This is a genomic window from Microbacterium sp., from assembly GCF_051860965.1.
Taxonomy (GTDB): Bacteria; Actinomycetota; Actinomycetes; order Actinomycetales; family Microbacteriaceae; genus Microbacterium.
In genome coordinates this window covers 1-23,267 of the sequence record NZ_JBIMKU010000003.1, presented here as the reverse complement: position 1 = coordinate 23,267, position 23,267 = coordinate 1, and the positions used below count along the sequence as shown (strand labels likewise).

General features: G+C 65.7%; 24 protein-coding genes. 16 read left to right on the top strand and 8 right to left on the bottom strand.

The window, feature by feature from the left end:
• Positions 1 to 12 precede the first annotated feature (12 nt).
• The 16 genes from ACTIFV_RS06005 to ACTIFV_RS05930 all read left to right on the top strand — a co-directional run bounded on the left by ACTIFV_RS06005 (position 13) and on the right by ACTIFV_RS05930 (position 14,080).
• Positions 13 to 2,064: a heavy metal translocating P-type ATPase gene (locus tag ACTIFV_RS06005; RefSeq protein WP_439591872.1), complete on the top strand. Its 2,052-nt coding sequence runs from the start codon at positions 13 to 15 to the stop codon at positions 2,062 to 2,064.
• A 132-nt stretch (positions 2,065 to 2,196) separates the two neighbouring features.
• The gene (locus tag ACTIFV_RS06000) at positions 2,197 to 2,571 is read left to right on the top strand and encodes a hypothetical protein (protein WP_439591871.1); all 375 of its coding nucleotides are present in this window, start codon (positions 2,197 to 2,199) and stop codon (positions 2,569 to 2,571) included.
• A gap of 188 nt (positions 2,572 to 2,759) precedes the next feature.
• The gene (locus ACTIFV_RS05995; protein WP_439592296.1) at positions 2,760 to 3,326 is read left to right on the top strand and encodes a TlpA family protein disulfide reductase; all 567 of its coding nucleotides are present in this window, start codon (positions 2,760 to 2,762) and stop codon (positions 3,324 to 3,326) included.
• Positions 3,323 to 4,093, top strand: coding sequence for a cytochrome c biogenesis CcdA family protein (locus ACTIFV_RS05990; protein WP_439591870.1), 771 nt, complete (start codon positions 3,323 to 3,325; stop codon positions 4,091 to 4,093). Before ACTIFV_RS05995 ends, ACTIFV_RS05990 begins: the two co-directional genes overlap by 4 nt.
• Positions 4,074 to 5,753, top strand: coding sequence for a cytochrome c biogenesis protein ResB (resB, locus tag ACTIFV_RS05985; protein ID WP_439591869.1), 1,680 nt, complete (start codon positions 4,074 to 4,076; stop codon positions 5,751 to 5,753). Before ACTIFV_RS05990 ends, resB begins: the two co-directional genes overlap by 20 nt.
• Positions 5,750 to 6,688 (top strand): cytochrome c oxidase assembly protein, encoded by a 939-nt coding sequence (locus ACTIFV_RS05980; RefSeq protein WP_439591868.1) that lies wholly within the window; start codon positions 5,750 to 5,752, stop codon positions 6,686 to 6,688. Before resB ends, ACTIFV_RS05980 begins: the two co-directional genes overlap by 4 nt.
• Positions 6,688 to 8,046 carry a peptidoglycan DD-metalloendopeptidase family protein gene (locus ACTIFV_RS05975; RefSeq protein WP_439591867.1) on the top strand — a complete coding sequence of 453 codons (1,359 nt, stop codon included), beginning with the start codon at positions 6,688 to 6,690 and terminating at the stop codon, positions 8,044 to 8,046. The genes ACTIFV_RS05980 and ACTIFV_RS05975 overlap by 1 nt, the downstream gene beginning before the upstream one ends.
• 21 nt (positions 8,047 to 8,067) lie before the next feature.
• Positions 8,068 to 8,940 (top strand): M23 family metallopeptidase, encoded by an 873-nt coding sequence (locus ACTIFV_RS05970; protein WP_439591866.1) that lies wholly within the window; start codon positions 8,068 to 8,070, stop codon positions 8,938 to 8,940.
• 12 nt (positions 8,941 to 8,952) lie between these two features.
• Positions 8,953 to 9,348, top strand: a complete 396-nt coding sequence (locus tag ACTIFV_RS05965) for a DUF4307 domain-containing protein (protein ID WP_439591865.1) — start codon at positions 8,953 to 8,955, stop codon at positions 9,346 to 9,348.
• 53 nt (positions 9,349 to 9,401) lie between these two features.
• Positions 9,402 to 9,872: a hypothetical protein gene (locus ACTIFV_RS05960; RefSeq protein WP_439591864.1), complete on the top strand. Its 471-nt coding sequence runs from the start codon at positions 9,402 to 9,404 to the stop codon at positions 9,870 to 9,872.
• An 87-nt stretch (positions 9,873 to 9,959) separates the two neighbouring features.
• Positions 9,960 to 10,625 carry a DsbA family protein gene (locus tag ACTIFV_RS05955; protein WP_439591863.1) on the top strand — a complete coding sequence of 222 codons (666 nt, stop codon included), beginning with the start codon at positions 9,960 to 9,962 and terminating at the stop codon, positions 10,623 to 10,625.
• Positions 10,622 to 11,641, top strand: a complete 1,020-nt coding sequence (locus ACTIFV_RS05950; RefSeq protein WP_439591862.1) for an NAD(P)-binding domain-containing protein — start codon at positions 10,622 to 10,624, stop codon at positions 11,639 to 11,641. The genes ACTIFV_RS05955 and ACTIFV_RS05950 overlap by 4 nt, the downstream gene beginning before the upstream one ends.
• 11 nt (positions 11,642 to 11,652) lie before the next feature.
• Positions 11,653 to 12,567: a cation diffusion facilitator family transporter gene (locus tag ACTIFV_RS05945; RefSeq protein WP_439591861.1), complete on the top strand. Its 915-nt coding sequence runs from the start codon at positions 11,653 to 11,655 to the stop codon at positions 12,565 to 12,567.
• Positions 12,560 to 13,204: a copper resistance CopC family protein gene (locus ACTIFV_RS05940; protein ID WP_439591860.1), complete on the top strand. Its 645-nt coding sequence runs from the start codon at positions 12,560 to 12,562 to the stop codon at positions 13,202 to 13,204. Before ACTIFV_RS05945 ends, ACTIFV_RS05940 begins: the two co-directional genes overlap by 8 nt.
• The gene (lspA, locus tag ACTIFV_RS05935; RefSeq protein ID WP_439591859.1) at positions 13,191 to 13,733 is read left to right on the top strand and encodes a signal peptidase II; all 543 of its coding nucleotides are present in this window, start codon (positions 13,191 to 13,193) and stop codon (positions 13,731 to 13,733) included. Before ACTIFV_RS05940 ends, lspA begins: the two co-directional genes overlap by 14 nt.
• Positions 13,730 to 14,080, top strand: coding sequence for a DUF6804 family protein (locus tag ACTIFV_RS05930; protein ID WP_439591858.1), 351 nt, complete (start codon positions 13,730 to 13,732; stop codon positions 14,078 to 14,080). The genes lspA and ACTIFV_RS05930 overlap by 4 nt, the downstream gene beginning before the upstream one ends.
• Before the next feature lie 669 nt (positions 14,081 to 14,749).
• Here ACTIFV_RS05930 and ACTIFV_RS05925 read toward each other — a convergent pair.
• The 8 genes from ACTIFV_RS05925 to ACTIFV_RS05890 all read right to left on the bottom strand — a co-directional run bounded on the left by ACTIFV_RS05925 (position 14,750) and on the right by ACTIFV_RS05890 (position 23,145).
• Positions 14,750 to 17,542: a DUF4365 domain-containing protein gene (locus ACTIFV_RS05925; RefSeq protein WP_439591857.1), complete on the bottom strand. Its 2,793-nt coding sequence runs from the start codon at positions 17,540 to 17,542 to the stop codon at positions 14,750 to 14,752.
• A gap of 586 nt (positions 17,543 to 18,128) precedes the next feature.
• The gene (locus tag ACTIFV_RS05920) at positions 18,129 to 18,539 is read right to left on the bottom strand and encodes a low molecular weight phosphatase family protein (RefSeq protein ID WP_439591856.1); all 411 of its coding nucleotides are present in this window, start codon (positions 18,537 to 18,539) and stop codon (positions 18,129 to 18,131) included.
• On the bottom strand, positions 18,536 to 19,918 hold the full coding sequence (locus ACTIFV_RS05915; RefSeq protein ID WP_439591855.1) for an FAD-dependent oxidoreductase: 1,383 nt from the start codon (positions 19,916 to 19,918) through the stop codon (positions 18,536 to 18,538). Before ACTIFV_RS05915 ends, ACTIFV_RS05920 begins: the two co-directional genes overlap by 4 nt.
• Before the next feature lie 67 nt (positions 19,919 to 19,985).
• Positions 19,986 to 20,963 carry a PstS family phosphate ABC transporter substrate-binding protein gene (locus ACTIFV_RS05910; RefSeq protein WP_439591854.1) on the bottom strand — a complete coding sequence of 326 codons (978 nt, stop codon included), beginning with the start codon at positions 20,961 to 20,963 and terminating at the stop codon, positions 19,986 to 19,988.
• The gene (locus ACTIFV_RS05905) at positions 20,960 to 21,376 is read right to left on the bottom strand and encodes an arsenate reductase ArsC (RefSeq protein WP_439591853.1); all 417 of its coding nucleotides are present in this window, start codon (positions 21,374 to 21,376) and stop codon (positions 20,960 to 20,962) included. The genes ACTIFV_RS05910 and ACTIFV_RS05905 overlap by 4 nt, the downstream gene beginning before the upstream one ends.
• A 45-nt stretch (positions 21,377 to 21,421) precedes the next feature.
• Positions 21,422 to 22,321 carry a metalloregulator ArsR/SmtB family transcription factor gene (locus ACTIFV_RS05900; protein WP_439591852.1) on the bottom strand — a complete coding sequence of 300 codons (900 nt, stop codon included), beginning with the start codon at positions 22,319 to 22,321 and terminating at the stop codon, positions 21,422 to 21,424.
• 10 nt (positions 22,322 to 22,331) lie between these two features.
• On the bottom strand, positions 22,332 to 22,622 hold the full coding sequence (locus tag ACTIFV_RS05895) for a hypothetical protein (RefSeq protein ID WP_439591851.1): 291 nt from the start codon (positions 22,620 to 22,622) through the stop codon (positions 22,332 to 22,334).
• A gap of 1 nt (position 22,623) precedes the next feature.
• Positions 22,624 to 23,145 (bottom strand): GNAT family N-acetyltransferase, encoded by a 522-nt coding sequence (locus tag ACTIFV_RS05890; protein WP_439591850.1) that lies wholly within the window; start codon positions 23,143 to 23,145, stop codon positions 22,624 to 22,626.
• Between the last annotated feature and the right edge of the window lie 122 nt (positions 23,146 to 23,267).

The following is a 23,267-nucleotide window of genomic DNA, read 5'->3' as shown; positions in this document are numbered from 1 at the left end:
GACGAGCCGCGCATGACCTCTGCCGTCCGCCGGATCGAACTGTCTCGCGTCCAGCCGTCTGCCGACGTATGCTGGGCGCCGGAGGGTACGACCTCCTCGACGAGTCGCGTCGAGAGCGACGCGTGCTGCGGCCACGACATCGTCTCGACCGACGGGCCTGTCGAGATCGAGGTTCGTCCGGCGTGGTGGCGTGATCCTGCGCTGCTGCCGTCAGGGATCGCGGGCGTCCTCCTCCTAGCCGGTTACATCCTCGAGTGGACCGGTCTGCCGATCCCTGCCGTCGTCCTCCAAGGTCTGGCGTTGGTCACCGGCGCCTACACGTTCGTACCGGGCGCGATCCGACGCCTGATCCGGGGACGTCTCGGCGTCGGGCTGCTGATGACGATCGCCGCGATCGGGGCCGTACTGCTTGGGCATGTCGGCGAGGCGGCGACGCTCGCGTTCCTGTTCTCGCTCGCAGAAGCTCTCGAAGACCGGGCGATGGACCGCGCAAAGGAGGGCCTGCGCGCACTGCTGTCGCTGATCCCGGAGACGGTTCGCATCTCTCGGCTGTCCGGTGACGTCACGATCCCCGCAGCAGATGTGCGCGAACTCGACATTCTCGTCGTCGGTGCAGGCGAACGCGTCGCCACCGACGGCGTCGTCGTCGAAGGCCGCTCGAGCGTGGATACCTCCGCGATCACGGGCGAATCCATCCCGATCGAGGCCGGTCCCGGCGATGCTGTCGCCGCCGGCTCGGTGAACGGGTCCGCGACGCTACGGATCGAGGCCACCGCTGACGGCCGAGACAACTCGCTGACGCAGATCGTCGCGCTCGTGGAACAGGCGCACGCACGCAAGGGCGAGCGAGCACGACTCGCCGACCGGATCGCTCGCCCGCTCGTCCCCATCGTTCTGATCGCCGCGGCTCTCGTCGCGCTCTCCGGACTCCTGATCGGCGACCCCTCGACGTGGATCGAGCGTGCGCTCGTCGTCCTGGTCGCGGCCTCCCCGTGCGCCTTGGCGATCGCGGTGCCGGTCACCGTGATCAGCGCGATTGGATCGGCATCCAAGTTCGGCGTCGTGATCAAGTCCGGCGAGGCCTTCGAAAAGTTCGGAACCATCCGAACGGTCGCACTCGACAAGACCGGCACGCTCACTCGCAATGAGCCGACGGTCGTCGATGTCAGCACCGCCGCCGGCGTCTCCCGCGACGAGGTGCTCAGTTGGGCGGCCGCGCTCGAAGCATCCAGCACCCACCCACTGGCCGCAGCGATCACATTCGCCGCGCCAACCCGCACTATCGCGTCGGAGGTGGTCGAGGAAGCCGGGCGCGGCATCATCGGACGCATCAACGGCAAAACCGTACGGGTCGGCAACGATCGGTGGCTCGACCCGAATGCGCTCCGCGAGGCCGCGGATGCGATGGCATCGGACGGCATGACGGTCGTCGTCGTCGAAGCCGACGGCGAGATCGTCGGCGTCATCGGTGTCCGTGACGAGCTGCGACCCGAAGCGGCAGAGACCATCCGGATGCTCGAGGCGCAGGGCATCGACACCGTCATGCTGACGGGCGACAACGCCCGCACCGCCCGCGCGATCGCCCAGGAAGCCGGGATCGCGGAAGTCCGCGCCGACCAGCTCCCCACTGACAAAGCCACCGCCATCGACGAACTCGTCGCAATACGACCGACCGCGATGGTCGGCGATGGCATCAACGACGCCCCTGCCCTGGCCACCGCGACGGTCGGCATCGCGATGGGTGTCAAGGGATCTGCTGCCGCCGTAGAGTCAGCCGACATCGCCTTCACGGGGCACGACCTGCGCCTGCTCCCCGCGGCCATCGCGCACGCGCGCCGCGCGCGTCGCATCATGACCGTCAACATTGGCCTCGCACTCGCGATCATCGTCATCTTGTTCCCGCTCGCCCTGTTCGGAGTGCTCGGTCTCGCCGGCGTCGTTCTCGTGCACGAGGTCGCGGAGCTCATCGTCATCCTCAATGGGGTACGCGCGGCCCGCCGACCCGCTGCAGTCTCCGGAAGGTCCGCAACTATCAATGCCAACGAGCTGCTCGACGCACGCTAGGCCAGACGGTCGCGCTGTCGCGAACCACACAGGATGCCAAAGCAAACGCAAGGTACTCTGACGGGGATGCTCCCTTCGGTTCGGATTCAGCGACCCGCAATGCTGAATGAGCGCCTCCTCGCGATGCGACTCATGACCAGCATCGGTTTGGCGTTGCTTCTCCTAGTGGGAATCGCCATGGCGGGTCACTTCGAAGGGGAAGAATCGGCTCCGGTAGCCGCGGCGGTCAGCACGACCGTCGCACCCAGTCATTCCGTCGACAACGCGCCCGTTTCGGCAGCCGTGGAGGGTGTGCTGGAATCCGACGTCCTGGTCGGTACAGCGCTCTGCCTCCTCGGAGTTCTGTGCGGGCTCGCACTCTTCGCACTCGTGCGCATCTTGTGGCACCGCCGACCACAGCCGGCTCCTGTAGCGACTGCACCGCTGCAGCGCCCCGTTCCGATGCTGCTCGCTCTTCCTCGCGTCGTCAGCTTCACCCCCACTGAACTGGGTATCTCCCGAACCTGACACTGGCACGCCGCCCGACGGGCGGGGACACCTTCCCGCTCGCCGGGATCTGACCATTGCCAGTTCTGTGTTTGGGGTACCCATTGAACGCCTCCGAGAAGGCGACGTCCGACGACGTCGCCCGCGGCGCACCCGCGCGCGCCAATCGACTTTCCTCCCGCACCCGGCGCCGCACGTTCGTCGCCGCGCTGCCGATTTTCGCTGCCGTCCTGGTGGGATGTAGCAGCAACGACAACCTCGCGGAGCAGTACCGCGACGGCAACGCCAAGGGATACATATCCGGCGACTTCCAGGTCGTCGAGATCGCGGAAGCCGATCGGGGTGAGCCAGTCACCTTCGACGGTACGACCGAGACGGGCGAGCGCGTCACGAGCGACGGCTTCCGGGGCGGCATCCTGGTTGTCAACTTCTGGTATGCCGCGTGCGGTCCCTGCATCGTCGAGGCGCCGCTCCTCGAAGAGGTTTGGCAGGACTATCAAGGCGAGGACGTCGAGTTCCTCGGCGTGAACACCTACGACCAGCCGGCTACCGCCCTCTCGTTCGCGCGCGACAACAACATCACCTACCCCAGTGTGATCGACGTCAACAACGGCAAGGTCAAGCTCGCATTCGCGGAAGTCACACCCATTCAGGCGACGCCGACGACTCTGGTACTGGACCGCGAAGGTCGTGTGGCCGCGCGGATCATCGGCCAACTCGCCAGCGCATCCATCCTGTCCACGCTGGTCGCGGACACCTTGGGCGAGTCGCCATGACCTCGGGAGCCGCGGTCATCGACGGCGCGCTCTGGGTTGGGCTGCCGCTCGCCCTGCTCGCCGGGTTCGTCTCGTTCCTCTCCCCCTGCGTGCTGCCCTTGGTGCCCGGATATCTGGGCTATCTCGGCGGCGCATCAACAACCAGCCGCGAGCGCCCTTCGACCGGTGGGAACGACGAGGCACGTGCGGAGCGGGCGCGGCTCATGCTCGGCGTGACTCTGTTCATCTTCGGGTTCACCGTGGTGTTCGTCGCGGTGACCGTCCTCGGCGGAGCTTTCGGACTGCTTCTGCTGGAGTACGCGAACGTGCTGACGCGCGTCTTCGGCGTCGTGATCATCCTGCTCGGGCTCGTGTTCGTGGGGCTCTTCGGAATCGCTCAACGCACGCTGCGCCCTCGCATTCAAGGTCGGGCAGGTCTGATCGGCGCCCCGCTTCTCGGCTTTGCGCTCGGCGTCGGATGGACGCCATGCATCGGCCCGACCCTCGCCGCGATCTTGTCCATCTCCTGGAATCTGGGTGATCCGGTCCGTGCCGGACTGCTCGGGTTGGCTTACTCGCTGGGACTCGGCATCCCGTTCCTCCTCCTCGCGCTCGGTTGGGGATGGGCCGCGCACTCCGTCGGGTTCCTGCGACGCCACATCAGACTGCTCAACATCATCGGCGGCGCGCTCCTCATCGCCCTCGGACTGCTCATGGCGACGGGCATCTGGACCGCTCTGATGTCGGCTCTGCAGCAGGTGGTGATCAATGTCCCCCTCCCGCTCTGAGGCCGACACGCAGTTCGACCCGCTGCGTCCGAGCGACCACGCCGACGCTGATGGCCGCCCGGCCGATGTGAGCCCGCCCGTGCTGGGAGCGGTCGGGTGGATGCGGTGGGCGTGGCGGCAGCTGACCAGCATGCGCTCTGCGCTGCTCCTGCTCCTCCTCCTCGCGATCGCGGCCGTCCCTGGGTCGTTGTTTCCGCAGCGCGGCGCCGACCCCAATGGTGTGATCCAGTGGGAGCGCACCAACCCCGAGGCCTTTCCCCTCGCGGATGCGGTCGGCCTGTTCGACGTCTACGCCTCGCCGTGGTTCTCGGCGATCTACCTGCTCCTGTTCGCTTCGCTTATCGGCTGTGTCATCCCGCGCGCCCGCCACCACTACAAGGCTCTTCGTGCGCTCCCCCCGCGCACTCCTGCCCGTCTTTCGCGCCTAGCTGACTACCGGGAAGCGAGGCTCCCTGGCAACACAACGAACTCCGCCGCGGAGTCGATCGATCTCGCCGAGAGTCTGCTCCGCGCCGGTGGATATCGCGTGCAGCGCTACGACGGTCGCGATTCGTCATCGGTCTCAGCCGAGCGAGGATACCTTCGTGAGACCGGCAACCTCATCTTCCACGTCGCATTGATCGGCGTCCTCGGATCCGTCGCCATCGGAGGGTCGTTCGCGTACACCGGCCAGCGCGTTGTCGTGGAGGGCACGACGTTCGTGAACGCGCTCAGCGACTACTCCTCTTTCGACGCCGGGCGGTTCATCGACGGCACCAAGCTCGCCCCGTACTCACTGAGCCTGGATGACTTCCGCGTCTCCTACCAACTGCCTGGCGCGCCGGGTGCCGGACAGGCCGGTGACTTCGCCGCGGACGTCACCGTCCGCCGGCCCGGAACGGACGATCTGGCGGCCAGCGTCGTTGTGAACTATCCGATCACGGTCGAAGGCGACCGCATCTACCTGCTCGGCAATGGCTACGCGCCGACGCTCACCGTGCGCGACGCAAGCGGCGAGATCGTCTACAACGAGTCTCAGCCGTTCCTGCCACAGGACTCCAACATGACCTCGCTCGGGATCATCAAGATCCCTGATGGGATGCCGGAGCAACTCGGTCTCGTCGGATTCTTCTATCCGACGAAGGGCGTGCTGCCCTCTGGTGCGTTCACATCGATCTACCCCGACGTCGTCGACCCGATCCTCACCTTCAATGTCTTCAGCGGCGACCTCGGAATCGACGACGGCACTCCTCGGTCGGTATACACGCTGGACGTCGCCGGTCTCACACAGCGCACCGGGGGCGACACGGGGTCCGACTCCCTTGAACTCACTCTGGGAGAGACCGTCGACCTCCCGAACGGCTGGGGAACGATCACGTGGGAGAGTGCCGGCGATGCCGAACCCGTCAAGCGGTTCGCGTCGTTGCAGATCCAGAACGATCCCAGCAGCGGTTGGGTGCTCGCCTTCTCGATGCTCGCCACTGCGGGCCTCTTCGCCGGACTGCTGGTGCCACGCCGACGAGTCTGGGTCAGAGCGCGGCCCAATGGAGACGGCGTCCACGTCGAGTATGCGGGGCTCGCTCGTGGCGAGGACCCCACGCTCGCGCGAGCCGTCGCCGACTTCGCCTCGCGTCACGCCGAGAAGTACCGCGGGTCCCTGGGCGAAGGAGAGCCACGATGAACGGCTGGACCCCCGACGTGCCGCCGACGCTACTGGACTTCGTCGGACCAGGGCCGCTGTCATTTCCGCTCCTTCCCCTGTTAGCTCTCGCGCTCGGTGGCGCGTACCTCACCGGTGCGCTACGGCTGTGGATGCGAGGACGGAGATGGCCGGTGTGGCGGACGGTCAGCTTCCTCCTCGGGTGCGCCCTGTTGGCCGCGGCCACCGGGTTGGCGGTCGAAGCGTACGGCTACGCACTGCTGTCGGTGTTCATGTTCCAGCAGCTCACCCTGATGATGGCGATCCCCCCGCTGCTGGTGCTCGGCTCCCCCGGAACGTTACTTCTGCGCGCGACCCCGCATCACGGCGCCGGAGGTGGGATTCTCCGGATCGCCCACAGGAGTCTGCGCAGCAGGGTAGCCCGCTGGATGCTGAGCCCCTGGGTCGCATTGCCGCTCTATCTGTTCACGTTCTACGGCCTCTACCTCGCGAACCTCGCCGACGGCATCCTGGCCCTACCCGGAGGTCACGCGGCGCTCGAGCTCGCATTTCTCGTGACCGGGATCCTGTTCACCATTCCGGTGCTCTCCGCCGATCCTCTCCCGGTACGCCTCAGCCACGGTGGTCGAGCACTCGATGTCTTCGCCGAAGCAGCACTGCACGCGTTCTTCGGCGTCTTCCTGATGATGGCATCTGGCCTCCTCGTCGATCAGTTCGCCGCGACGACGATCGCGATGGGGATAGATCCGATCGAGGACCAGCGGCTCGCAGGCGGGCTCGCGTGGTCGTACGGCGAAGCGCCCACGCTCCTGATGCTGATGTTCGTCATGCACCGCTGGTTTCGCGACGACACTGCGCGCGACGCCGCCGACGCCCGGTACGCCGACGCGCACGGCGACCCCGAGCTCGACGCCTACAACGACTACCTCGACAGCCTGCGCCGAAAGGGTGCCTGATGGATCAGACTCACCTCCCTGAGAAGACGACCGCCTTGATCCAAACGAAGCCGACGGGTCGCCGGCCGGAAGACCGCCAGATCGCCGCCCGCGCCGATCCCGCACACAAGACCGTCACACGGCGCACTGCGCTGGGACTCGGGGCGCTCGGAGTCGTGGCAGCCATCCCTCTCGCCGGGCTGTCCCTTCGCCCTGCGTTTGCCGCCTCCTATCCGTCCTGGGACGACGTGCAAGCAGCGAAAGCGAATGAGGCCGCAAAGGCTGCGCAGGTCGAACGGATCACGGAACTGATCCGTGGCCTGACCTCAGAAGTCGAGCGCACACGCGCCATCGCTCAGCAGACGGCGGACGCGTTCTACGTAGCTCAGCAGGACTACTTCGCCGCGGCTGAACGCGCGGACACCCTGCAAGCCCAAGCGGATCAGCAGGCGGCGATCGCGGCCACCGCGTCGGACCGCGCGGGACGCATCGCCGCACACCTCTACCGCGACGGCGGCGACACAGCGTCCCTGGAACTGTTTCTCTCCGAATCGGCCACCGACGCGGATGACCTGCTCACCCGCCTGTCCACGCTGGACAGACTCCTCGAACGAAACCAGGACGTCTATGCGACGGCGCTCACCGCGCGCAACGCCGCCCAGAACCTGAGCGATCAATCTGCCGTCGCCCGCGACGAACGTGACCGGCTGCAACAGGTCGCCGAGCAGAGAATGGCGGAGGCGCAGCGGGCCGCAGAGGAGGCCGAGGTGGCACTGGAAACTCAGACGCTGCGTCGCGGTGAACTGGAGGCCCAACTCGCCGCCCTCCAGGACACCACCGCCAAGACCGTCGCCAGCTACCAGGCCGGTGTCGAGGCTGCGCGACTGGCCGAAGAGCGACGTCGAGCGGCGGAGCGGGCGGAAGCCGAACGCCTCGCCGCAGCTGGTGGTGGCGTCAGCGCGTCCGGGTGGTCACGACCTACCCGCGGACGCCGCACTTCCGCGTTCGGTCCGCGCAGCTCCCAATGCGGCAATGGCTACTGCTCGACCAGCTACCACTACGGCGTCGATCTCAGTGCTGGCTGCGGCGCGGCGATCTACGCGGCAGCCGGGGGCACGGTCGTCTACGCCGGGCCCAACGGCGGGTATGGCAACTACATCAAAATCGACCACGGCGGCGGGGTGGGGACCGGCTACGCGCACATCCGTGACGGCGGATTCCACGTCAGATACGGCCAGCGGGTGAACGCCGGCGACCTCATCGCCAGCGAAGGAAGCACCGGCAACTCGTTCGGATGCAACCTGCACTTCGAGACGTACCTCAACGGCCGACCCGTCAACCCGATCGACTTCCTCGCCGCCCGCGGCGTTGCCATCTGACCCGACATGAAGGAGGACCTCATGGTCGACGAGATCACCACTCCCGAAGACGATCTACACCCCGCACCTCTCACACGGCGCGCGCGCCGAAACCAGACGGCCGTGCGCCCACAGCTTGTCACCGACACCGCGGATGACGTGGCTGCCCAGGTGCCACGGCAGACTCACTCTCCGCGCCCACGCGTGGTCCGGACCGTGGCCGTGTTCGCGATGGTGAGCGGCCTCATCGCGACCGTCGCTCTGCCGGCCTACGGGGCGTGGCAGGCTGCGGACGAACCAACCAGCACTCTGCATCAGGTCGCTTTCGATGACGCACAGTCCCTCGTGATCGCCTCGGACGCATCTGCGACGCCGTTCACCCGCGAAGGGTATGCGGCGACCACGCAGGAGGAGATCGACCAGAAGAAGGCCGCCGAAGCCGCCGCCGCCCGCGCCCGTGCGTCAGCTCGCAGCGCCGCGATCCCCTTCGACTACAGCATGGTGTCGCCGGGCAGCGGTCTCGTGCGCTGGCCCGTCGGTGGACCCTTCAGAGTGGGTGACGGGTTCGGAGCGCGTGGCGGAGCACACATGGGTACGGACATGCTCGCCGCGGGTGGCACACCCGTCTACGCATCAGTCGATGGCGTGGTGAGAATCTCACAGGACAGCTATGGCGCCTACGGCGTGACCGTCGTTCTCGAATCCGTGCTGAACGGTCAGCGAGTGAGCACGGTCTACCCACACATGCAGACAGGCAGCCGTCAGGTCTCAAGCGGCCAGACGGTCTCTGCCGGCCAGCTCCTCGGCCTCGTGGGCAGCACCGGCCGCTCCACTGCCAATCATCTTCACTTCGAGGTCTACCTCGACGGACGGGCGGTCGACTCGCTCGCCTGGCTCCAAGTGAACGCCGGCTGAGGCATCCAGACGTTGACCACCCCTCAGCAGCTCGCCGAACGCTACGGCCGCCGACCTCGCCCGCATCGTCGACGCGCATTCTGGATCGCGGTCGCTCTCGTCGCTGCGACATCCATCGCCGCCCTGGCGTGGCTCACGATCTCGAACGCGACCGACGACGTCGGTTTCGACGAGATGGGGTTCCGCCTGGTTGATGAGCGAACCGTCACGGTGTCGTTCCAAGTCACACCGCCCACGGGCGCGAGCGTCGCGTGCGCCATCCAGGCGCTCGACGAAGACTTCGGCGTCGTGGGCTGGCGGGTCGTCGAGTATCCGTCTTCCGAGCTCGTCACACGAACGTTCACCGAGACCATCCCGACAGTGGCCGAAGCCACGACGGGCACCGTGAAAGCGTGCTGGGTCACGTAATGCGCGCTCACCGTGCGGAAACGGTCAAGATGATTAGGTATTCTGACCCTGACATGCTCTCCTCGGCGCGCTCCCGACCGCTGAGGATCCTCAACGAGCGACTTCTGATAACGAAGATCATTACGTGCCTAGGGCTCGCGCTCCTTCTCGTGATCGGCGCCTGGTCGGCCGTTCATTCCGAAGTGGATGGAACGGTAACCGCGGCGGCCTCGACGGCTTCGCCCTTGGATGTCGCCTTGGTGAGCACGGCCACCGGAGATGCAGAAGCGCTCCCGGGACTCGGCGGCTCGACGATTCCTGCATCCGCCTGGGCGGATGAATCGACACTCCTGGTGGGGGCGGTCGGTTGCCTGCTCGGCATCTTCTGCACGATCCTGCTCGTCGCGTTCCTCCGGTTCTTCGTCCTGCGAGGGCATTCTCCCTTCCTGGGCGTGGTCGCCCGGGCGATCTCGGCTTACGTCGTTCGGATCGCTCCTGCTCGTCAGCCCCTTACCCTCGCTCAACTCTCCGTCTCCCGCACCTGAGACAGGTGGGCCGTCTTTTGCGACGGCCCCACGCCCGGCGATTGCTCCGGGCATTGACCTGTCCATCTGCGCCCATGGAGATACCCGTTGAAAACCCCTGTCAAGGTGACCATCGTCACCGGTTCCGTTCTCGCCCTGCTTCTGCTCGCTGCACTCGTCCTTTTCCTGGTGAATCAAAGTCTCACCGCACCGCCGAAGACGGACGGCGAAGAACCTCAAGTCGTCCGCGCCAGTTCCCACGTCCTCGACGACGGCGGTGAAGGTGCCGTCACCGTCGTGGAATTCCTCGACTTCGAGTGCGAAGCGTGCGGTGCCTTCTATCCGCTCGTCGAAGACATCCGCGAACAGTACGCCGGCCAGATCACGTACATCGTCCGCTACTTCCCCCTCCCCGGTCACACCAACTCCACGAACGCGGCACTCGCCGCCGAAGCCGCCGCGCAACAGGGCCGATTCGAGGACATGTACCATCGTCTCTTCGAGACGCAGACCGAGTGGGGAGAAGCGCGCGAATCCCGCGCCGACGTCTTCCGCGGGTTCGCCGAAGAGCTCGGTCTCGACATGGAGGCCTACGACACCGCAGTCGCCGATCCGGTGACGCTCGCCCGCGTACAGATGGACTTCAACGAGGGAAGCGCTCTCGGAGTCAGCAGCACACCCACGTTCTTCGTCGACGGGAAGCAGCTCACGATCGAAAGCTGGGACGACCTCCCCAATGCGATCGAGCAGGCTGTGAGCGGATCAGAGCGATGACGACGGGATTATCGCATCGGCGCGCGATCATAGTCGGCGCCGGCCAATCGGGACTGGCGGTCGCCGCAGCCTTGATGGCGGAAGGATTGCGCCCTCAGCAGGACTTCGTGGTGATGGATGCCGCCCGACCGACTGAACGAAGCTGGAGCACGCGATGGCACTCCATGCTCCTTCTCAGCGACGCGCGGCACAGCGCACTCGCGTCCTTCCCGCACGCAGGAGACCAGCGGCGCCGACTACGCGCCGACGAGATGAACGACTACCTCGCTGGCCTTGAAGCCCGCCTCGGGATCGAGACGCGGTGGGGCATCCCCGCAACAGGAGTCGAGCGGCACGGCACGGGCGCGACGCTCTCGCTCACGACAGCCGAAGGCAGCGTACAAACGCGCAACGTCATCTGCGCGACTGGCGCCGCAAGCCGTCCCCAGATCCCAAGCTGGGCGACGAATCTGACCGTCCCCGGTGTTCGGCTCCACAGCGCCGAGTACCTCTACCCACGCCAGATCCCCGACGGCGAGGTCCTCATCGTCGGCGGCGGAAACAGCGGCGCACAGCTCGCCCGGGAGCTGTGCGAGTCGCATTCTGTCACGCTCGCGGTGCGGTCGAACCGCGCGCGGCGCTCGATCGGACGATACCCGCGATCGGCAGGTGGCCGGCCACCCATCCGATCGAGCCCCGCTCGCCTCGAGCCGCTGTTCGGTGACTCTGCCGCCGACCTGAGCAGGGCGGGCGTCACCGTCGTGCCTGCGGTCACCGGGGCAAACGGAGCTCAAGTCGAACTCGCTGACGGGAGCCAGCTGTCGCCGCATTCGGTCATCTTCGCGACCGGCTTCCTGCCGGCGGACGAGTGGCTGCCGACGGCAGTAGCGGATCGGCGCAGACGCCCGACTCTCACCGACATCGCCGGCCTGTTCGTCTGCGGGATGCCCTCATTCGGGCGACGAGGGTCCGGAACTATCGCGGGCGTCAGCCGTGACGCCTCCGCCATCGCCCACCACGTCATTAACCGCCCCTAAAGGAGCAGCTCATGGGAGCCGATCACAGCCACGCGTCGAGCGGCGAGGCGACCCCGCGCAACCGCCTGATCATCGCATTCTCGATCACCGCGTCGGTGTTCGTCGTCGAGGTGTTCGGGGCGATCATCACGGGCAGCCTCGCGCTGCTCGTCGATGCGACCCACATGCTCACCGATGTCATCGGGCTCGCCCTCGCCGTGACAGCCGCGCATCTAATGAACCGGCCTCCATCGGACCGGCACACCTGGGGACTGCGCCGCGCCGAGGTTCTGGGCGCGCTCGCGCAGGCCGCTCTCCTGCTCGCCGTGGGAATCTTCGCGCTCGTCGAAGGTATTCGTCGAGTCTTCGAACCTCCGGAGATCGCGTCCGGAAGCCTGTTGTTCTTCGGCATCGTCGGTCTTGTCGCCAACGTCATCTCGTTGATCGTGCTGATGGGCGGGCGCAAGCAGAACCTCAACATGCGCGCTGCATTCCTCGAGGTGATGAATGACGCGCTCGGCTCCGTCGCCGTCATCGTGAGCGCCATCCTGATCGCCACTCTCGGCTGGTACCAGGCAGACGCCATCGCCGGCATCCTCATCGCCCTGCTGATCATCCCCCGCACACTCATCCTGCTGCGCGCATCGGGGAGCGTCCTCCTCGAGAGCACACCGCCCGGACTCGATCTCGCCGACGTACGCAAGCACATCCTCGCCCTGCCACATGTCGTCGCGCTCCATGATCTGCATGCCTCGCAAGTGTCCACGGATCTTCCGACGCTCACGGCTCACGTCGTCGTCGACGACGGGCTCACTGCCGAGGACTCAGCACAGCTGCTCCGGTCACTGCAGGAGTGTGTCGCCGACCACTTCCCGGTCAGTGTCGAACATTCCACTTTCCAGCTCGAACCCGCATCCCACCCAGGAGAACACACCACTCATGGCTAGAACTCTCCGACGCACTGTCGTCGCCCTCACCGCACTCCTCCTCGGCGCATCCGTCTCGCTCGCGGTCGCCGCCCCGGCCGCAGCACACGACCAGCTCGTGTCGACATTTCCCATTGCCGACAGCACCGTCGATGCCTCGCCCGCAGAGATCACGCTCACCTTCAACGCGGCGCTGAACCCGGACCCTGCGTCGATGGTGATCGAGGTGATCGGCTCCGACGGCGAGAACTACGCCGAGGACCCGCCCTCCGCGCAGGACGACGTCTTCGTGATGCAGCATCTCGCGGACACCGCACCGAACGGGCTCTTCACCGTGCGCTGGAAGGTCGTCTCCAGCGACGGCCATCCGATCAGCGGTGAGTACTCGTACACCGTCGCTGCGACGATCACACCGACCGCGACAGCCGAACCGACCGCATCCGAGACGCCCACACCAGAACCCACGACCTCCTCAAACAACGACACGGGAGCGGCAGGCCACGGCGAGCCGACCGGAGGGGGCGCGCTGCTGCCGACGCTCGCCGCCGTCACCGGTGCGCTCATCCTCGGTGGTGCGGTCATTGTGATTCTGATGGTGGCGCGTGAACGTCGTCGTCGCGATCGACTCGAGCAGGAGATGCAGGATGATGGCGAGTAGCGGAACGGTGCGCCGATTCGCCCTGGCCTGCATCGTCGCGGCCGTCGCCGTCGTGATCGACCAGGGCAGCAAGGCGCTCGCGCTCGAGAAGCTCAGCGAAACCGAGCGCATCCCCCTCATCGGAGACCTGCTCGGCTTCCAGCTCGCATTCAACCCGGGCGCAATACTGTCCCTCGGGTCCGGTGTCACGTGGCTGCTGACGCTCGTGGGCGTGGCAGCGGTCGCACTGATCATCTTCGCCGCGACACGGACGCGCTCTGTCACGACTGCGCTTGCGCTGGGCCTCATCCTCGGAGGCGCGATCGGCAACCTCATCGATCGGCTCTTCGCGCCGCCCGCGTTCGGTCGCGGTCACGTCGTGGACTTCCTCGCTTACGGTGACCTGTTCATCGGGAACCTCGCCGACGTCGCTCTCGGTGTGGGTATCGTCATGCTGCTGATCGCGACCTTCGCGCGTCGACGAAACTCGGCGTTGATAGGTCGTGGGTCGGCACCACATGAGACACAGGCGGAGGCTATCGACCGATGACCAAACCCAAGCGCGTAGCATCCCCGTACCAGCGGAACGCCCTCGCGCCCAGTCTCGTCGCCGCGGCCACGCTGTTCCTCGCGCCGGCGATCCTCGGTGGCGACTGGGACATGCTCGTCCTGTTCCTCGTCTCGATCCTCGCCGTCATCGTCGGATGGTTCGCCATCCAGGCCAAGCAATGGTGGTGGCCGCCGGTGTTCCTCGCTATCGCCGTGCTCTGGAACCCGGTCCTCCCTTTCCCCTTCGAAGGCATCGTCTGGACCATCGTCCAGCCGGTCGCGGCTCTCGTCTTCCTCGCGGCGGGAGCACTCATCAAAGTACGAAGAGAGCCCACCGCGAAGAAATGACTCTGGTCCGCCGGGCGCCGCAGTCAATGCCAATTCGCCCGGCGGGCCCGACACCCAAAAACGAAAACAGCAATGAAGACAGCAATGCACGCAGGCACTAAAAGTGACCGCGCTCGGATCCCTTGTCTCGACTGCGATCGCGTGTCAACCTGGTTACATGGCTCGAGGACGCTATAAACAGCGAAAATTGGTGGGAGGTCGCGCGGCTGCCGCCCTCGCGAACGTCGATCGCAATAGCCCTGAGACAGTCCGGATTGTCAACGCACATGTCACGCCAGCGCCAGTTAGTGGGACCAGCAGCAGGATGGACGGCAGTTCGTTCCGAAGCTCGATCTCGAGCGAGACACCTCTTCGCCCGGATGCCGCGGTGGCCGCACGGCTACCTCGACAAGTGACCAAGACTGCGTCAACACCATGGGAAAAGAAGAAGGCGCAGATATCGGAGCTGAAACGGCTCAGCGAGATATCGAAGTCACTTTCCAAGCTCCACCGCGACGAGGCAGCGCTCCTCCGCGAGCGAGACATGTTGGTGGCACACCTAAGGAAGCAAGAAGTCTCGTGGTCCTCTCTGGCCACGCGCACTGGTCTGAGTCGTCAGGCTCTATCAAAGCGAATGGCATCATCGACTGGAGCGGTCTGAGCAGCGAGCGTCACCCTTAGCCTGCATCGTCACCCGTCGAAGACGTTGGTCAAACTACGGATTCGAAGCGACTCGTGCCCTCGAAGGCCATCTATCAGAGACTGCACCTGATCCACCGCCCCCTTCACCCCAAGCAAACCCCCGCCGATGTGCAGTGCGACATCCTCGCCTCCGTTCTCCATCAGTTTCAGAAGTTCGGGCACCGTCGTTTCGGCCACGCGCTCGTCCTTCGCAGACAGAGTTGCAAGCGCCGATACCGCGAGGCCGGACACATCCGAGTCAGCGTCTCGGGTGAGTGCGAGCAGCAGCAGCGCATGGCCACCGCGGTCCGATATGACCTTGACTGCGGCGCAACGTTCGTCCGAGGATCCCGACAGCAAGCGCGCCACTTCAACGTCCCACCACTCAGCCCCAGTTGCATCAGAGAGCGCAAGCCGCAATCGAGCAAACGCGGGACCCACCGGTTGAAGGTGACGGGCGAACAGCAGCGTCAGATCGCTCGCCGGCGCATCGCTGATTTCTTTCGAGGCCGCGAGCAGCGTGGGCAAGCACCCGCGAGGAATCTCTGCGTTGTGCGCGGCCAGGAAGTCGATCGCATCTGTCTTCCTATTGTGTATGGCGTCGTGCTCCGCGATGCCCGCGATTAGAGGCTCCCACGCGGTTGCCGCGACCTCTGCAGGACCAAACACGGCTACCTGAGCGAGAAGGAGATAGGAATCCAACTCACCTACCGTGATCCTGTTCGTTTCACCGGTGTAGGCGAGGATGCGTTCACTGCACGCCACCACAACGGACCGCGCCTCCTCCGAACTCATCGACTCAATTCGAAAACCGGAGGGTAGACCCGTCAGATCGCCGCGCAGAATTCGCTGCGACACATCCTCCCGCGCACCTCCGTCGTGATCGGCCGCGATGTTGAGCAATAGTGTTCGAATCCAACTGGTCGGCGACACGTTCATACCTCGACGCACGATCTCACTCGTGCGATCGCGAACAGCCGCGGAGCCTCTGGTCTCGGGTGTGCCGAGCAGTCGGTGCAGGGGCCTCTCGAGTAGCTGAGTTGAGTCCTCATCGAGGCTGAGAGCGTAATCAAGCACCTGACTAATGTGCGGTTCGCCCATGTGCAGTCGAAGGCCGCTCAGAGCATCGAGCACATCCCAATCGATCGCGCTCTCAATGTTGAACCTTGAGGTGAACTCTGTCGACTCATAGAGCACACCTAGGAGATAGTCGATCCACGCACGGGCGGAATCTTCGCTGGAGTACGACCCAGCGATGGACAACGACTTCAGATCGGCTCGCAGCGATGTTGTCGTCGCATTACGGAGGGTCACCTCGGTCATGTACCGGACGACGATGCTCAGCGGACCGACATCGCGGAAATGTCGGAGAGCAAGTTTCAGTTGATCGGGGTAGCCCGATCGCCTCAGCAATTCGAGTTGATCCTCCGGCCCGGCGTGCGCACCCGGCAGTGAGAGTCCGGCCATGGCCCGGAGGTAACGTGCGTACCGACTTGCCCGTCGGTTGCCTGCAAGTCGCGATGCAAGGTCGGCGCTGAAGAGATTATTGTGCGTCGAATCGGAAGCGCCGATGGATATCGATGCGTCGTGGGCCCAGCGTTTGAACGCGCGGCGCAGATAGTCATTCAGTGCGTCCTCCACCTGCTGCGTGTTCCACCAACTCAGTGTCGTGTCGGATGCCTGAGCGGCAGACGCCAGGTCGCCGGTGAAGGCCGGCGCCATGTCAAAAAGCCAAAGAATACCCGCCGATCGAATGGCCGAGTTAGTGAGGCTGGATGAGAAGGCTCCGTGCATTGCCAAACTGGCCTCAAACTGAACACGCGCGTCATCGATTCGCCCTTGCTCGAAAAGAGCCCATCCCAGCTGGACAGCGACCCACGCTTGGTCGGCTGAGGATTCGTTCTCGCGACGAACCTGACGGAGCACATCAGTCGCGGCTGGCCAATCGTCACGGTCTGCGAGGATAGCCGCGACGCAAACGGCGGTCGCGACCTGCAAGGGCTTGGGGAGAGTCGATTCGTTGAGCTTCTCCAACTCCGAGGTCGATCCGGAAACCCAAGCGTGGATCGCGGCAGCGAACCGCCAACCGGGATCCTCCGAGACGCGAGCGTCCGCTACCGTCGGAATCTCTGGGCGGTTCTCCGCGACCTCCGCCCAGGCCATTGGGTTTGCTTGAACGCACAGCGCGACGGCCTGTGGCCAATCGAGCCGGTCGCCCACTCCGCGGTTCGGATGCGGCGCCACGATCCGAGATGCCAAGAGCGCATATCGCGGCCATTCGTCCTGATCAACGTCAGAGATCTCGAAGCTCCATCGCGCGCCCTCAAACGAGTGTCCTTCTCGAGCTTCGGCTGCGATCGTCGCCCACAATGGGGCGACGCCTGCATTCACTGTCTGATCCGCTGGCACAAAAACACGTAGCCCTTGGGCGGTGCGTTTCACCGATGCTCGGTTTAGGCGAGCCCATACCTGCCGCGTCCTCGACTGATCCTGCATCACCAGGATGTGCGGAATGTGATGGTTCACCCAGTAGCTCTCATGGCCCAGAGCCGATTCACGGAACCACCACCCGGGTCGACCATCCTGGGTCGTCACCTCGCGGAACCAGCTATCGCCGGTCTTGACCTGAACGCCGAGCAGCATTCCAAGATCGGTGAGGTCGGCGTCCCTGACTTGAACGAACAGATCGGTACCCAGGTCGTGTTTTCCGGTCGGCAGAGGCCCCCATCCGAGATCGTTGAAGAACAGCTGCACGGCGCTTTGACCAGCCTCACCGAGCTGGTCGCGAATCGGTTGCCGCATTCCCTGTCCTCCGAGTTCACTTTCACACACTGTGCCAAGTGATGACAGGAGGGTGCGCCGTCTCGACTCAACGAACGACGTTGCCCCGTCACAGGACAGAACGTCTAATGAGCGTCTAGTACGGCCACGCGCCTCGAGTCGCTAATGAACGCCCGGTTCGCCCGTGGCACAGTTAAGGCACAGTTACGGAAATCCACCCGCGTATTTACTTGCATCTTCAGGCAGGGGGATGCTGGTGTGCCACGACAGCGAGTCCGCGAACACCGCGTAATTCCGCGGCAAAAACGGGCATTCGCAGGTGGGAAAATGAGAGTTCGAATCCCCTATCCTCCGCCACCCCGATCCCAGTGTTTTCAAGGGATCGCAACCTGATTTTTCTCCGTTGCACAGTTGACCTTCATTGACAACCCTTTTCGAGGTTGAAAATCGAAGGTTTCGCGCCGTTTGCGGGCATTCTGCTCAGCCCCTGATCGAGCGTCGGGACGTCTCAGAGCGTCTAACCCGGACAATCTGTCGATGGCACGTGCGCCGTCTGCGACTACCGCCCGGAGCGGTCGGTCGCCTGAGCGGAACGCGGGCGCGACAGCTACACCGCCGGCACCTTCAGCTCATCGAGGAGTGTGCGAATCTGCGCCGCGATCGCGTCGCGCATCGAGCGCACACCGACCAGATCCCACTGTTCCGGGTTCGGGAACTCCCACTCGATCCGTCGGCCGACGACGGGTCCGGGCAGCTGAAGTCCCGGCTTCATCGTCACCACCACATCAGCCGCCGACAGGTCTCCGATGGTCACCTGTCGAGGCTTCGCAGCCGTCGCGTCGGCGCCGACTTCCTCGAGGGCCTGCGCGACGATCGGGTTGATCTCGTCAGCGGGGTTGAGGCCGGCGCTCGTGCTCAGGAACGCCCCAGGGGCGACCAGATCGAGTAGATGCGCGCCCATCTGCGAGCGGCCTGCGTTGTGCTGACAGATGAACAGGACGGTGGGTGGCGTGGTCATGCGGTCACTCCAGTGGTTCGGTGCGTGCGGGTCCAGGTCTGCGCTGCCGTCTGAACGGCGTCCCATGGCGACCCGAGCGGTGGGGTGTACGAGAGATCCAGGTCGCTGATCTGCTCGACGGTGAGACCGGCGAAGAGGGCGGCGGCGTAGGTATCGACGCGCTTCGCGGTCTCCGTGCCAAGTCGTCCGACGAGCTGCGCGCCGAGCAGCAGGCCGTTCTGACGGTCGCCGGTGATGCGAATGCTGATGGATTGGGCTCCCGGGTAGTACCGCTTGTGGTCGTCGGCGACGGTCTGCGTCGTCAAGGGGTCGTGGCCTGCTGCCCGCGCTTCGTGCTCGCGCAGTCCCGTGCGGGCGGCGACGACGTCGAAGACCTTCACGACCTGCGTGCCGACAGAGCCCGCGAAGCGCGCTGCTCCTCCGAGGGCGTTCTCCCCCGCGATCCGGCCCTGCTTGTGCGCGGTCGTCCCGAGCGGCAGATACGTCACTCCCAGGAGGCGATGGTGAGTGACGATGCCGTCGCCTGCTGCGAAGACATGCGGGATGCCGGTACGCATCTGCTCGTCGACGACGACCGCGCGACCCGCTCCGAGCTGCGCGCCGGCGGTCTCGAGCAGGGACGTGTTGGGACGCACGCCGACGACGGCGAGGACCAGATCGGCGGTGTGAGCGACCGGCTCGCCGTGGTGCTCCGCGTGGACCACGAGGCCGTTGCTCGACTTCTCGACGCCCTTCACGACCGTGTGCGTGCGCACGTCGACGCCGTGCTCGACGAGTTCGTCGTGCACGATCGAGGCGAGGTCGGGGTCGAGCGTGGAGAGCACCTCGGGTCCGCGCTGAAGCTGGGTGACGCGCATCCCGCGGGCTCGGAAGCCCTCGGCCATCTCCAGGCCGACGTAGCCGGCGCCGATGATGATCGCTGTGCGGGGGTGGCGGCGCGTGAGGTGTGCGTCGAGTGCGAAGGTGTCACCCATGGAGTGGATCACGTGCACGCCGTCGTCGGGTCCGAGCGCTTCGAGGCCGGCGATGCCTGCGTATGAGGGAAGCGCTCCGGTGCCGACGATCAGCTCGTCATAGCTGATCTCGGACTCGCCGCGCTCGTCGCGGACCGCAAGACGGCGTGCCTGCGGGTCGATGCGCGCGGCGAGAGTGTTGAGTCGCAGCCTCATCCCCGTCGCTTCGAGGTCGGCGTGGGTGCGATGTGCGAGGGATTGCCACGGCTGGACGTCCCCGGAGAAGTAGTACGGGATGCCGCAGATCGAGTAGTTCGGGTAGGCGTCGGCGACGACGACGGTCACGTCGACCGTTGGGTCGAGTTCGCGGGCGCGCAGCGCGGCGGAGATGCCCGCGTCGCTGCCGCCGATGGCGACGATGTGCATGGTGGGATTTCCTGTCTCGGTCGGTGGCAGGCGAGTCGGTGTCGGCGCTCTGAGTGGAGCGGACGGTTCAGTGCAGGGTCGCGAGCTCTTCCTGAGCGAGATCGACCTGGTCGTTCGTGAGCGGAACGAACAAGGCGCGATCGGCGATGTCGAGCGCGTTGTCGACGTAGAAGTCGACGAAGGCGCGGACCTCCGGCCGGGCGGCGTAGGCGGAGTTTCTGACGTAGATGAAGAGCGGACGGCTGAGGGGCGAGTAGCTGCCGTCCTGCACGGTGTCAGAGGTCGGAGCGACTCCGTCGATGGATGCCGCGACGATGGCGCCCTCATTCTCTTCGACGTAGCTCAAGCCGAGGAATCCGGTCGCACCGAGATTCTTGCTCACGCCTTCGACGGTGCTGTTGTCATCTTCGGAAGCGCTGTAGTCTCCTCGGATCGCGTCTTCCTCGCCCGTGATGGCGGCCGTGAAGAAGTCGAGAGTGCCCGAGTCGACGCCCGGCCCGAACAGGGTGAGCGGCTCGTCTGGGAACGACGGATCGATCTGACTCCACGTGGTTACCTCGCCCTCGGACTCCGGCGACCAGATGGTGGCCAGTTGTTCGACGGTGAGGTCGGTCGCCCAGTCGTTCGCCGGGTTGAGGATCACGCTGATGCCGTCGTTGGCGACGACGATCTCCGTGTACTCGATGCCGCTCTCCTCACACGCCGCGATTTCGTCGTCGGTGATGGCGCGGGAGGCGTTGGCGATCTCGGTGGTGCCGTCGCAGAAGGCGCGGAAGCCGGCGGTCGTGCCGGTGATGGACACTTTGATCTCGACGTCCGGCTGGGTGGCCGCGAACAGGTCGCGGGCGGCGTCCGTGAGCGGCGCGACGGTGGACGACCCATCCGTCAGAATCGTGCCTTCGAGCGCGCCCTCCTCCACTGCGTTGCCTGCGACGCAGCCAGTCAGGGCGAATGCTGCCGAGAGAACGAGCGCACTCCCGCCCATGGTCGCCCGACGTCGCTGAAGTGATGACCGGGCGCGGAGGCCGGTCGTGCGGGTGCTCATGCCGCGTCTCTTGTGGGCAGCAGCTCGGACAGAAGGACCTCGACGCGGGAGCGGATCTCGTCGCGGATCGGGCGCACCGCCTCGATCCCCTGACCTGCCGGGTCGTCGAGCTCCCAGTCCTCGTAGCGCTTTCCGGGGAAGATTGGGCACGCGTCGCCGCAGCCCATCGTGATCACGACGTCGGACTCACGTACCGCGTCGACGGTGAGGATTTTCGGGGTGTTATCCGCGATGTCGATGCCCTCTTCGGCCATCGCGTCGATCGCGACGGGGTTGATGGTGTCCTTGGGTGCCGAGCCCGCGGAGAGGACCTCGATTGCATCGCCGCCGAGCGCGCGAAGGTAGCCCGCCGCCATCTGGGAGCGGCCGGCGTTGTGGACGCACACGAAGAGGACTGTTGGCTTAGAGCTCATGACGGACTCACTTTCTCTCACGAGAAAGCATAGACCACCATCTATCTATTTTCCAGCGACCGCGTGTTCTGGAATCAGGTCGGCAAGAAGTTCCCGCACGCGAGCTTCGATGTGTTTGCGGATCACTCGGACCTGCTCGAGCGGTTTGCCGACAGGGTCCTCGAGGTCCCAATCGAGATACCGGCGGCCGGGGTAGATGGGACACGCGTCGCCGCAGCCCATCGTGACGACGACGTCGGCGGCGCGGACAGCCTCATCGGTGAGGGGTTTGGGGAACTCTCCGGCGAGGGGGATCCCGATCTCTTCCAGCGCCGTCGCGATCGACTGCCGCACATCCCCTGCGGGCGCTGAGCCCGCGGTGCGAACGACGAGCCGGTCGCCGGCGAGCTGCCGCAGAATCCCTGCGGCGAGTTGTGACCTGCCGGCGTTCTGCACGCAGACGAAGAGCACGCTGGGGATGCCGTGCGGTGATCCTTCCGCACGCGCGAGCGCTTCCAGCCGGGTTGACGCGAAGGTGGCGACGCGGCTGCCGAGGGTGGTCGAGGTGCCCGCACGCGCGAGAAGCGTGTAGCTGTCGTCGACGGTCGCGCGGACAGTCTCGGCACTGAAGACGCCCCGGAACCGCAAGGCGAGATCGTCGGAGATGCGTTGCAGATCCGGAGGTGAGGCCGAGCCGGGGCTGTCACCGAGGAGCGCGTCCACGCGCTCGGCATGCTCCGGCGCGATCGAGTACCAAACTCGCCGACCGTCCGGCTCGCGGACGACGATGCCCTCATCGTGCAGCGCCTTCATGTGGTGGCTCACCGTGGGTTGGCGCAGCTCGAGAACGGTGGCGAGGTTGCCGACCAGCGCACGGCCGTCTTCGGACTCGCGGATGAGGCGCAAGATGCGCGCGCGCGTGGGATCGCCGAGGGCCGTGAGCCCGACATCAGCGGCGCGATTCATAGACCTCAGTCTATCGGCGAAGGGCGACACCCCGGCGATCGGCAACCTCGAGCGCCCGCTGCCCGACGCCGGTGACTTCGAATTCGCCATCTCGACCGGCGATCCATTCGAGGTTCTCCAACTGCCAGAGGAGTTGGTCGACCGCTCGCGCATTCCAGTCCGCGCCACGGCCGATACCCCCGAGTACATGTGTCCAGGCGGACAGAATCTCGTCTCGGCTCGCGGGGTGCGATTCCTGCACTAGCTCGAGCATCGCGACGCGACTTGCCGAGAGGTGCCGACGGATGACGGCGTACTCCATCTCAGTCCGCTCCGGTGATGGCGCTTCGTCGTTCAATCAGCAAGGTGTCCCGCCAGGCGCCCGCATGAGGCCCCACACCCGCACGGGCGATGCGTTCGCGACGTCCCACAACTCGGAATCCGGCGGCCTCGTGAAGCCGGGCACTGGCGGCGTTCTCGGGGAAGATGCTGGACTGGATGGTCCAGACACCGGCGGCCTCGCACGCGGTCACGAACGCGGCGAGGAGGAGCTTTCCAACGCCTCGCCCGCGGCCGGACCGCGAGATGTAGACGGAGTGCTCCACGACACCGACGTAGACGGGTCGTGAAGAGACGGCCGATGCCGCGATCCACCCGATGATGTGCCCAAGTTCGTCGACGGCGACCAGCCGCCCGACGTCGAGCTTGCCGGCATCGAACACGCCCCAGTCGGGCGTGTGGGTCTCGAAGGTCGCTTCGCCGTCGGCGATGCCCTCCGCGTAGATCCGCTCGACGTCGGGCCAGTCCGACGCCTGCATGGAACGCACCGTCGTCACGAGCAGCATCCGCCTCCGCTACCGCTGTCGGTGGAGCACACACCCGTCGCGGGAAGCACGAGATCCACCTTCGACGCGGAGACCATGTCGCCCGCGAGCCACGCCGTCACGGAGCGGACCTGCTCGTAGCC

Excerpts from the sequence above, each read along its gene's own strand:
- ACTIFV_RS06005 (WP_439591872.1), top strand. The coding sequence starts at position 13 with ATGACCTCTGCCGTCCGCCGGATCGAACTGTCTCGCGTCCAGCCGTCT.
- ACTIFV_RS06000 (WP_439591871.1), top strand. The coding sequence starts at position 2,197 with ATGACCAGCATCGGTTTGGCGTTGCTTCTCCTAGTGGGAATCGCCATG.
- ACTIFV_RS05990 (WP_439591870.1), top strand. The coding sequence starts at position 3,323 with ATGACCTCGGGAGCCGCGGTCATCGACGGCGCGCTCTGGGTTGGGCTG.
- resB (WP_439591869.1), top strand. The coding sequence starts at position 4,074 with ATGTCCCCCTCCCGCTCTGAGGCCGACACGCAGTTCGACCCGCTGCGT.
- ACTIFV_RS05980 (WP_439591868.1), top strand. The coding sequence starts at position 5,750 with ATGAACGGCTGGACCCCCGACGTGCCGCCGACGCTACTGGACTTCGTC.
- ACTIFV_RS05975 (WP_439591867.1), top strand. The coding sequence starts at position 6,688 with ATGGATCAGACTCACCTCCCTGAGAAGACGACCGCCTTGATCCAAACG.
- ACTIFV_RS05970 (WP_439591866.1), top strand. The coding sequence starts at position 8,068 with ATGGTCGACGAGATCACCACTCCCGAAGACGATCTACACCCCGCACCT.
- ACTIFV_RS05960 (WP_439591864.1), top strand. The coding sequence starts at position 9,402 with ATGCTCTCCTCGGCGCGCTCCCGACCGCTGAGGATCCTCAACGAGCGA.
- ACTIFV_RS05950 (WP_439591862.1), top strand. The coding sequence starts at position 10,622 with ATGACGACGGGATTATCGCATCGGCGCGCGATCATAGTCGGCGCCGGC.
- ACTIFV_RS05945 (WP_439591861.1), top strand. The coding sequence starts at position 11,653 with ATGGGAGCCGATCACAGCCACGCGTCGAGCGGCGAGGCGACCCCGCGC.
- ACTIFV_RS05940 (WP_439591860.1), top strand. The coding sequence starts at position 12,560 with ATGGCTAGAACTCTCCGACGCACTGTCGTCGCCCTCACCGCACTCCTC.
- lspA (WP_439591859.1), top strand. The coding sequence starts at position 13,191 with ATGATGGCGAGTAGCGGAACGGTGCGCCGATTCGCCCTGGCCTGCATC.
- ACTIFV_RS05930 (WP_439591858.1), top strand. The coding sequence starts at position 13,730 with ATGACCAAACCCAAGCGCGTAGCATCCCCGTACCAGCGGAACGCCCTC.
- ACTIFV_RS05925 (WP_439591857.1), bottom strand. The coding sequence starts at position 17,542 with ATGCGGCAACCGATTCGCGACCAGCTCGGTGAGGCTGGTCAAAGCGCC.
- ACTIFV_RS05920 (WP_439591856.1), bottom strand. The coding sequence starts at position 18,539 with ATGACCACGCCACCCACCGTCCTGTTCATCTGTCAGCACAACGCAGGC.
- ACTIFV_RS05915 (WP_439591855.1), bottom strand. The coding sequence starts at position 19,918 with ATGCACATCGTCGCCATCGGCGGCAGCGACGCGGGCATCTCCGCCGCG.
- ACTIFV_RS05910 (WP_439591854.1), bottom strand. The coding sequence starts at position 20,963 with ATGAGCACCCGCACGACCGGCCTCCGCGCCCGGTCATCACTTCAGCGA.
- ACTIFV_RS05905 (WP_439591853.1), bottom strand. The coding sequence starts at position 21,376 with ATGAGCTCTAAGCCAACAGTCCTCTTCGTGTGCGTCCACAACGCCGGC.
- ACTIFV_RS05900 (WP_439591852.1), bottom strand. The coding sequence starts at position 22,321 with ATGAATCGCGCCGCTGATGTCGGGCTCACGGCCCTCGGCGATCCCACG.
- ACTIFV_RS05895 (WP_439591851.1), bottom strand. The coding sequence starts at position 22,622 with ATGGAGTACGCCGTCATCCGTCGGCACCTCTCGGCAAGTCGCGTCGCG.
- ACTIFV_RS05890 (WP_439591850.1), bottom strand. The coding sequence starts at position 23,145 with ATGCTGCTCGTGACGACGGTGCGTTCCATGCAGGCGTCGGACTGGCCC.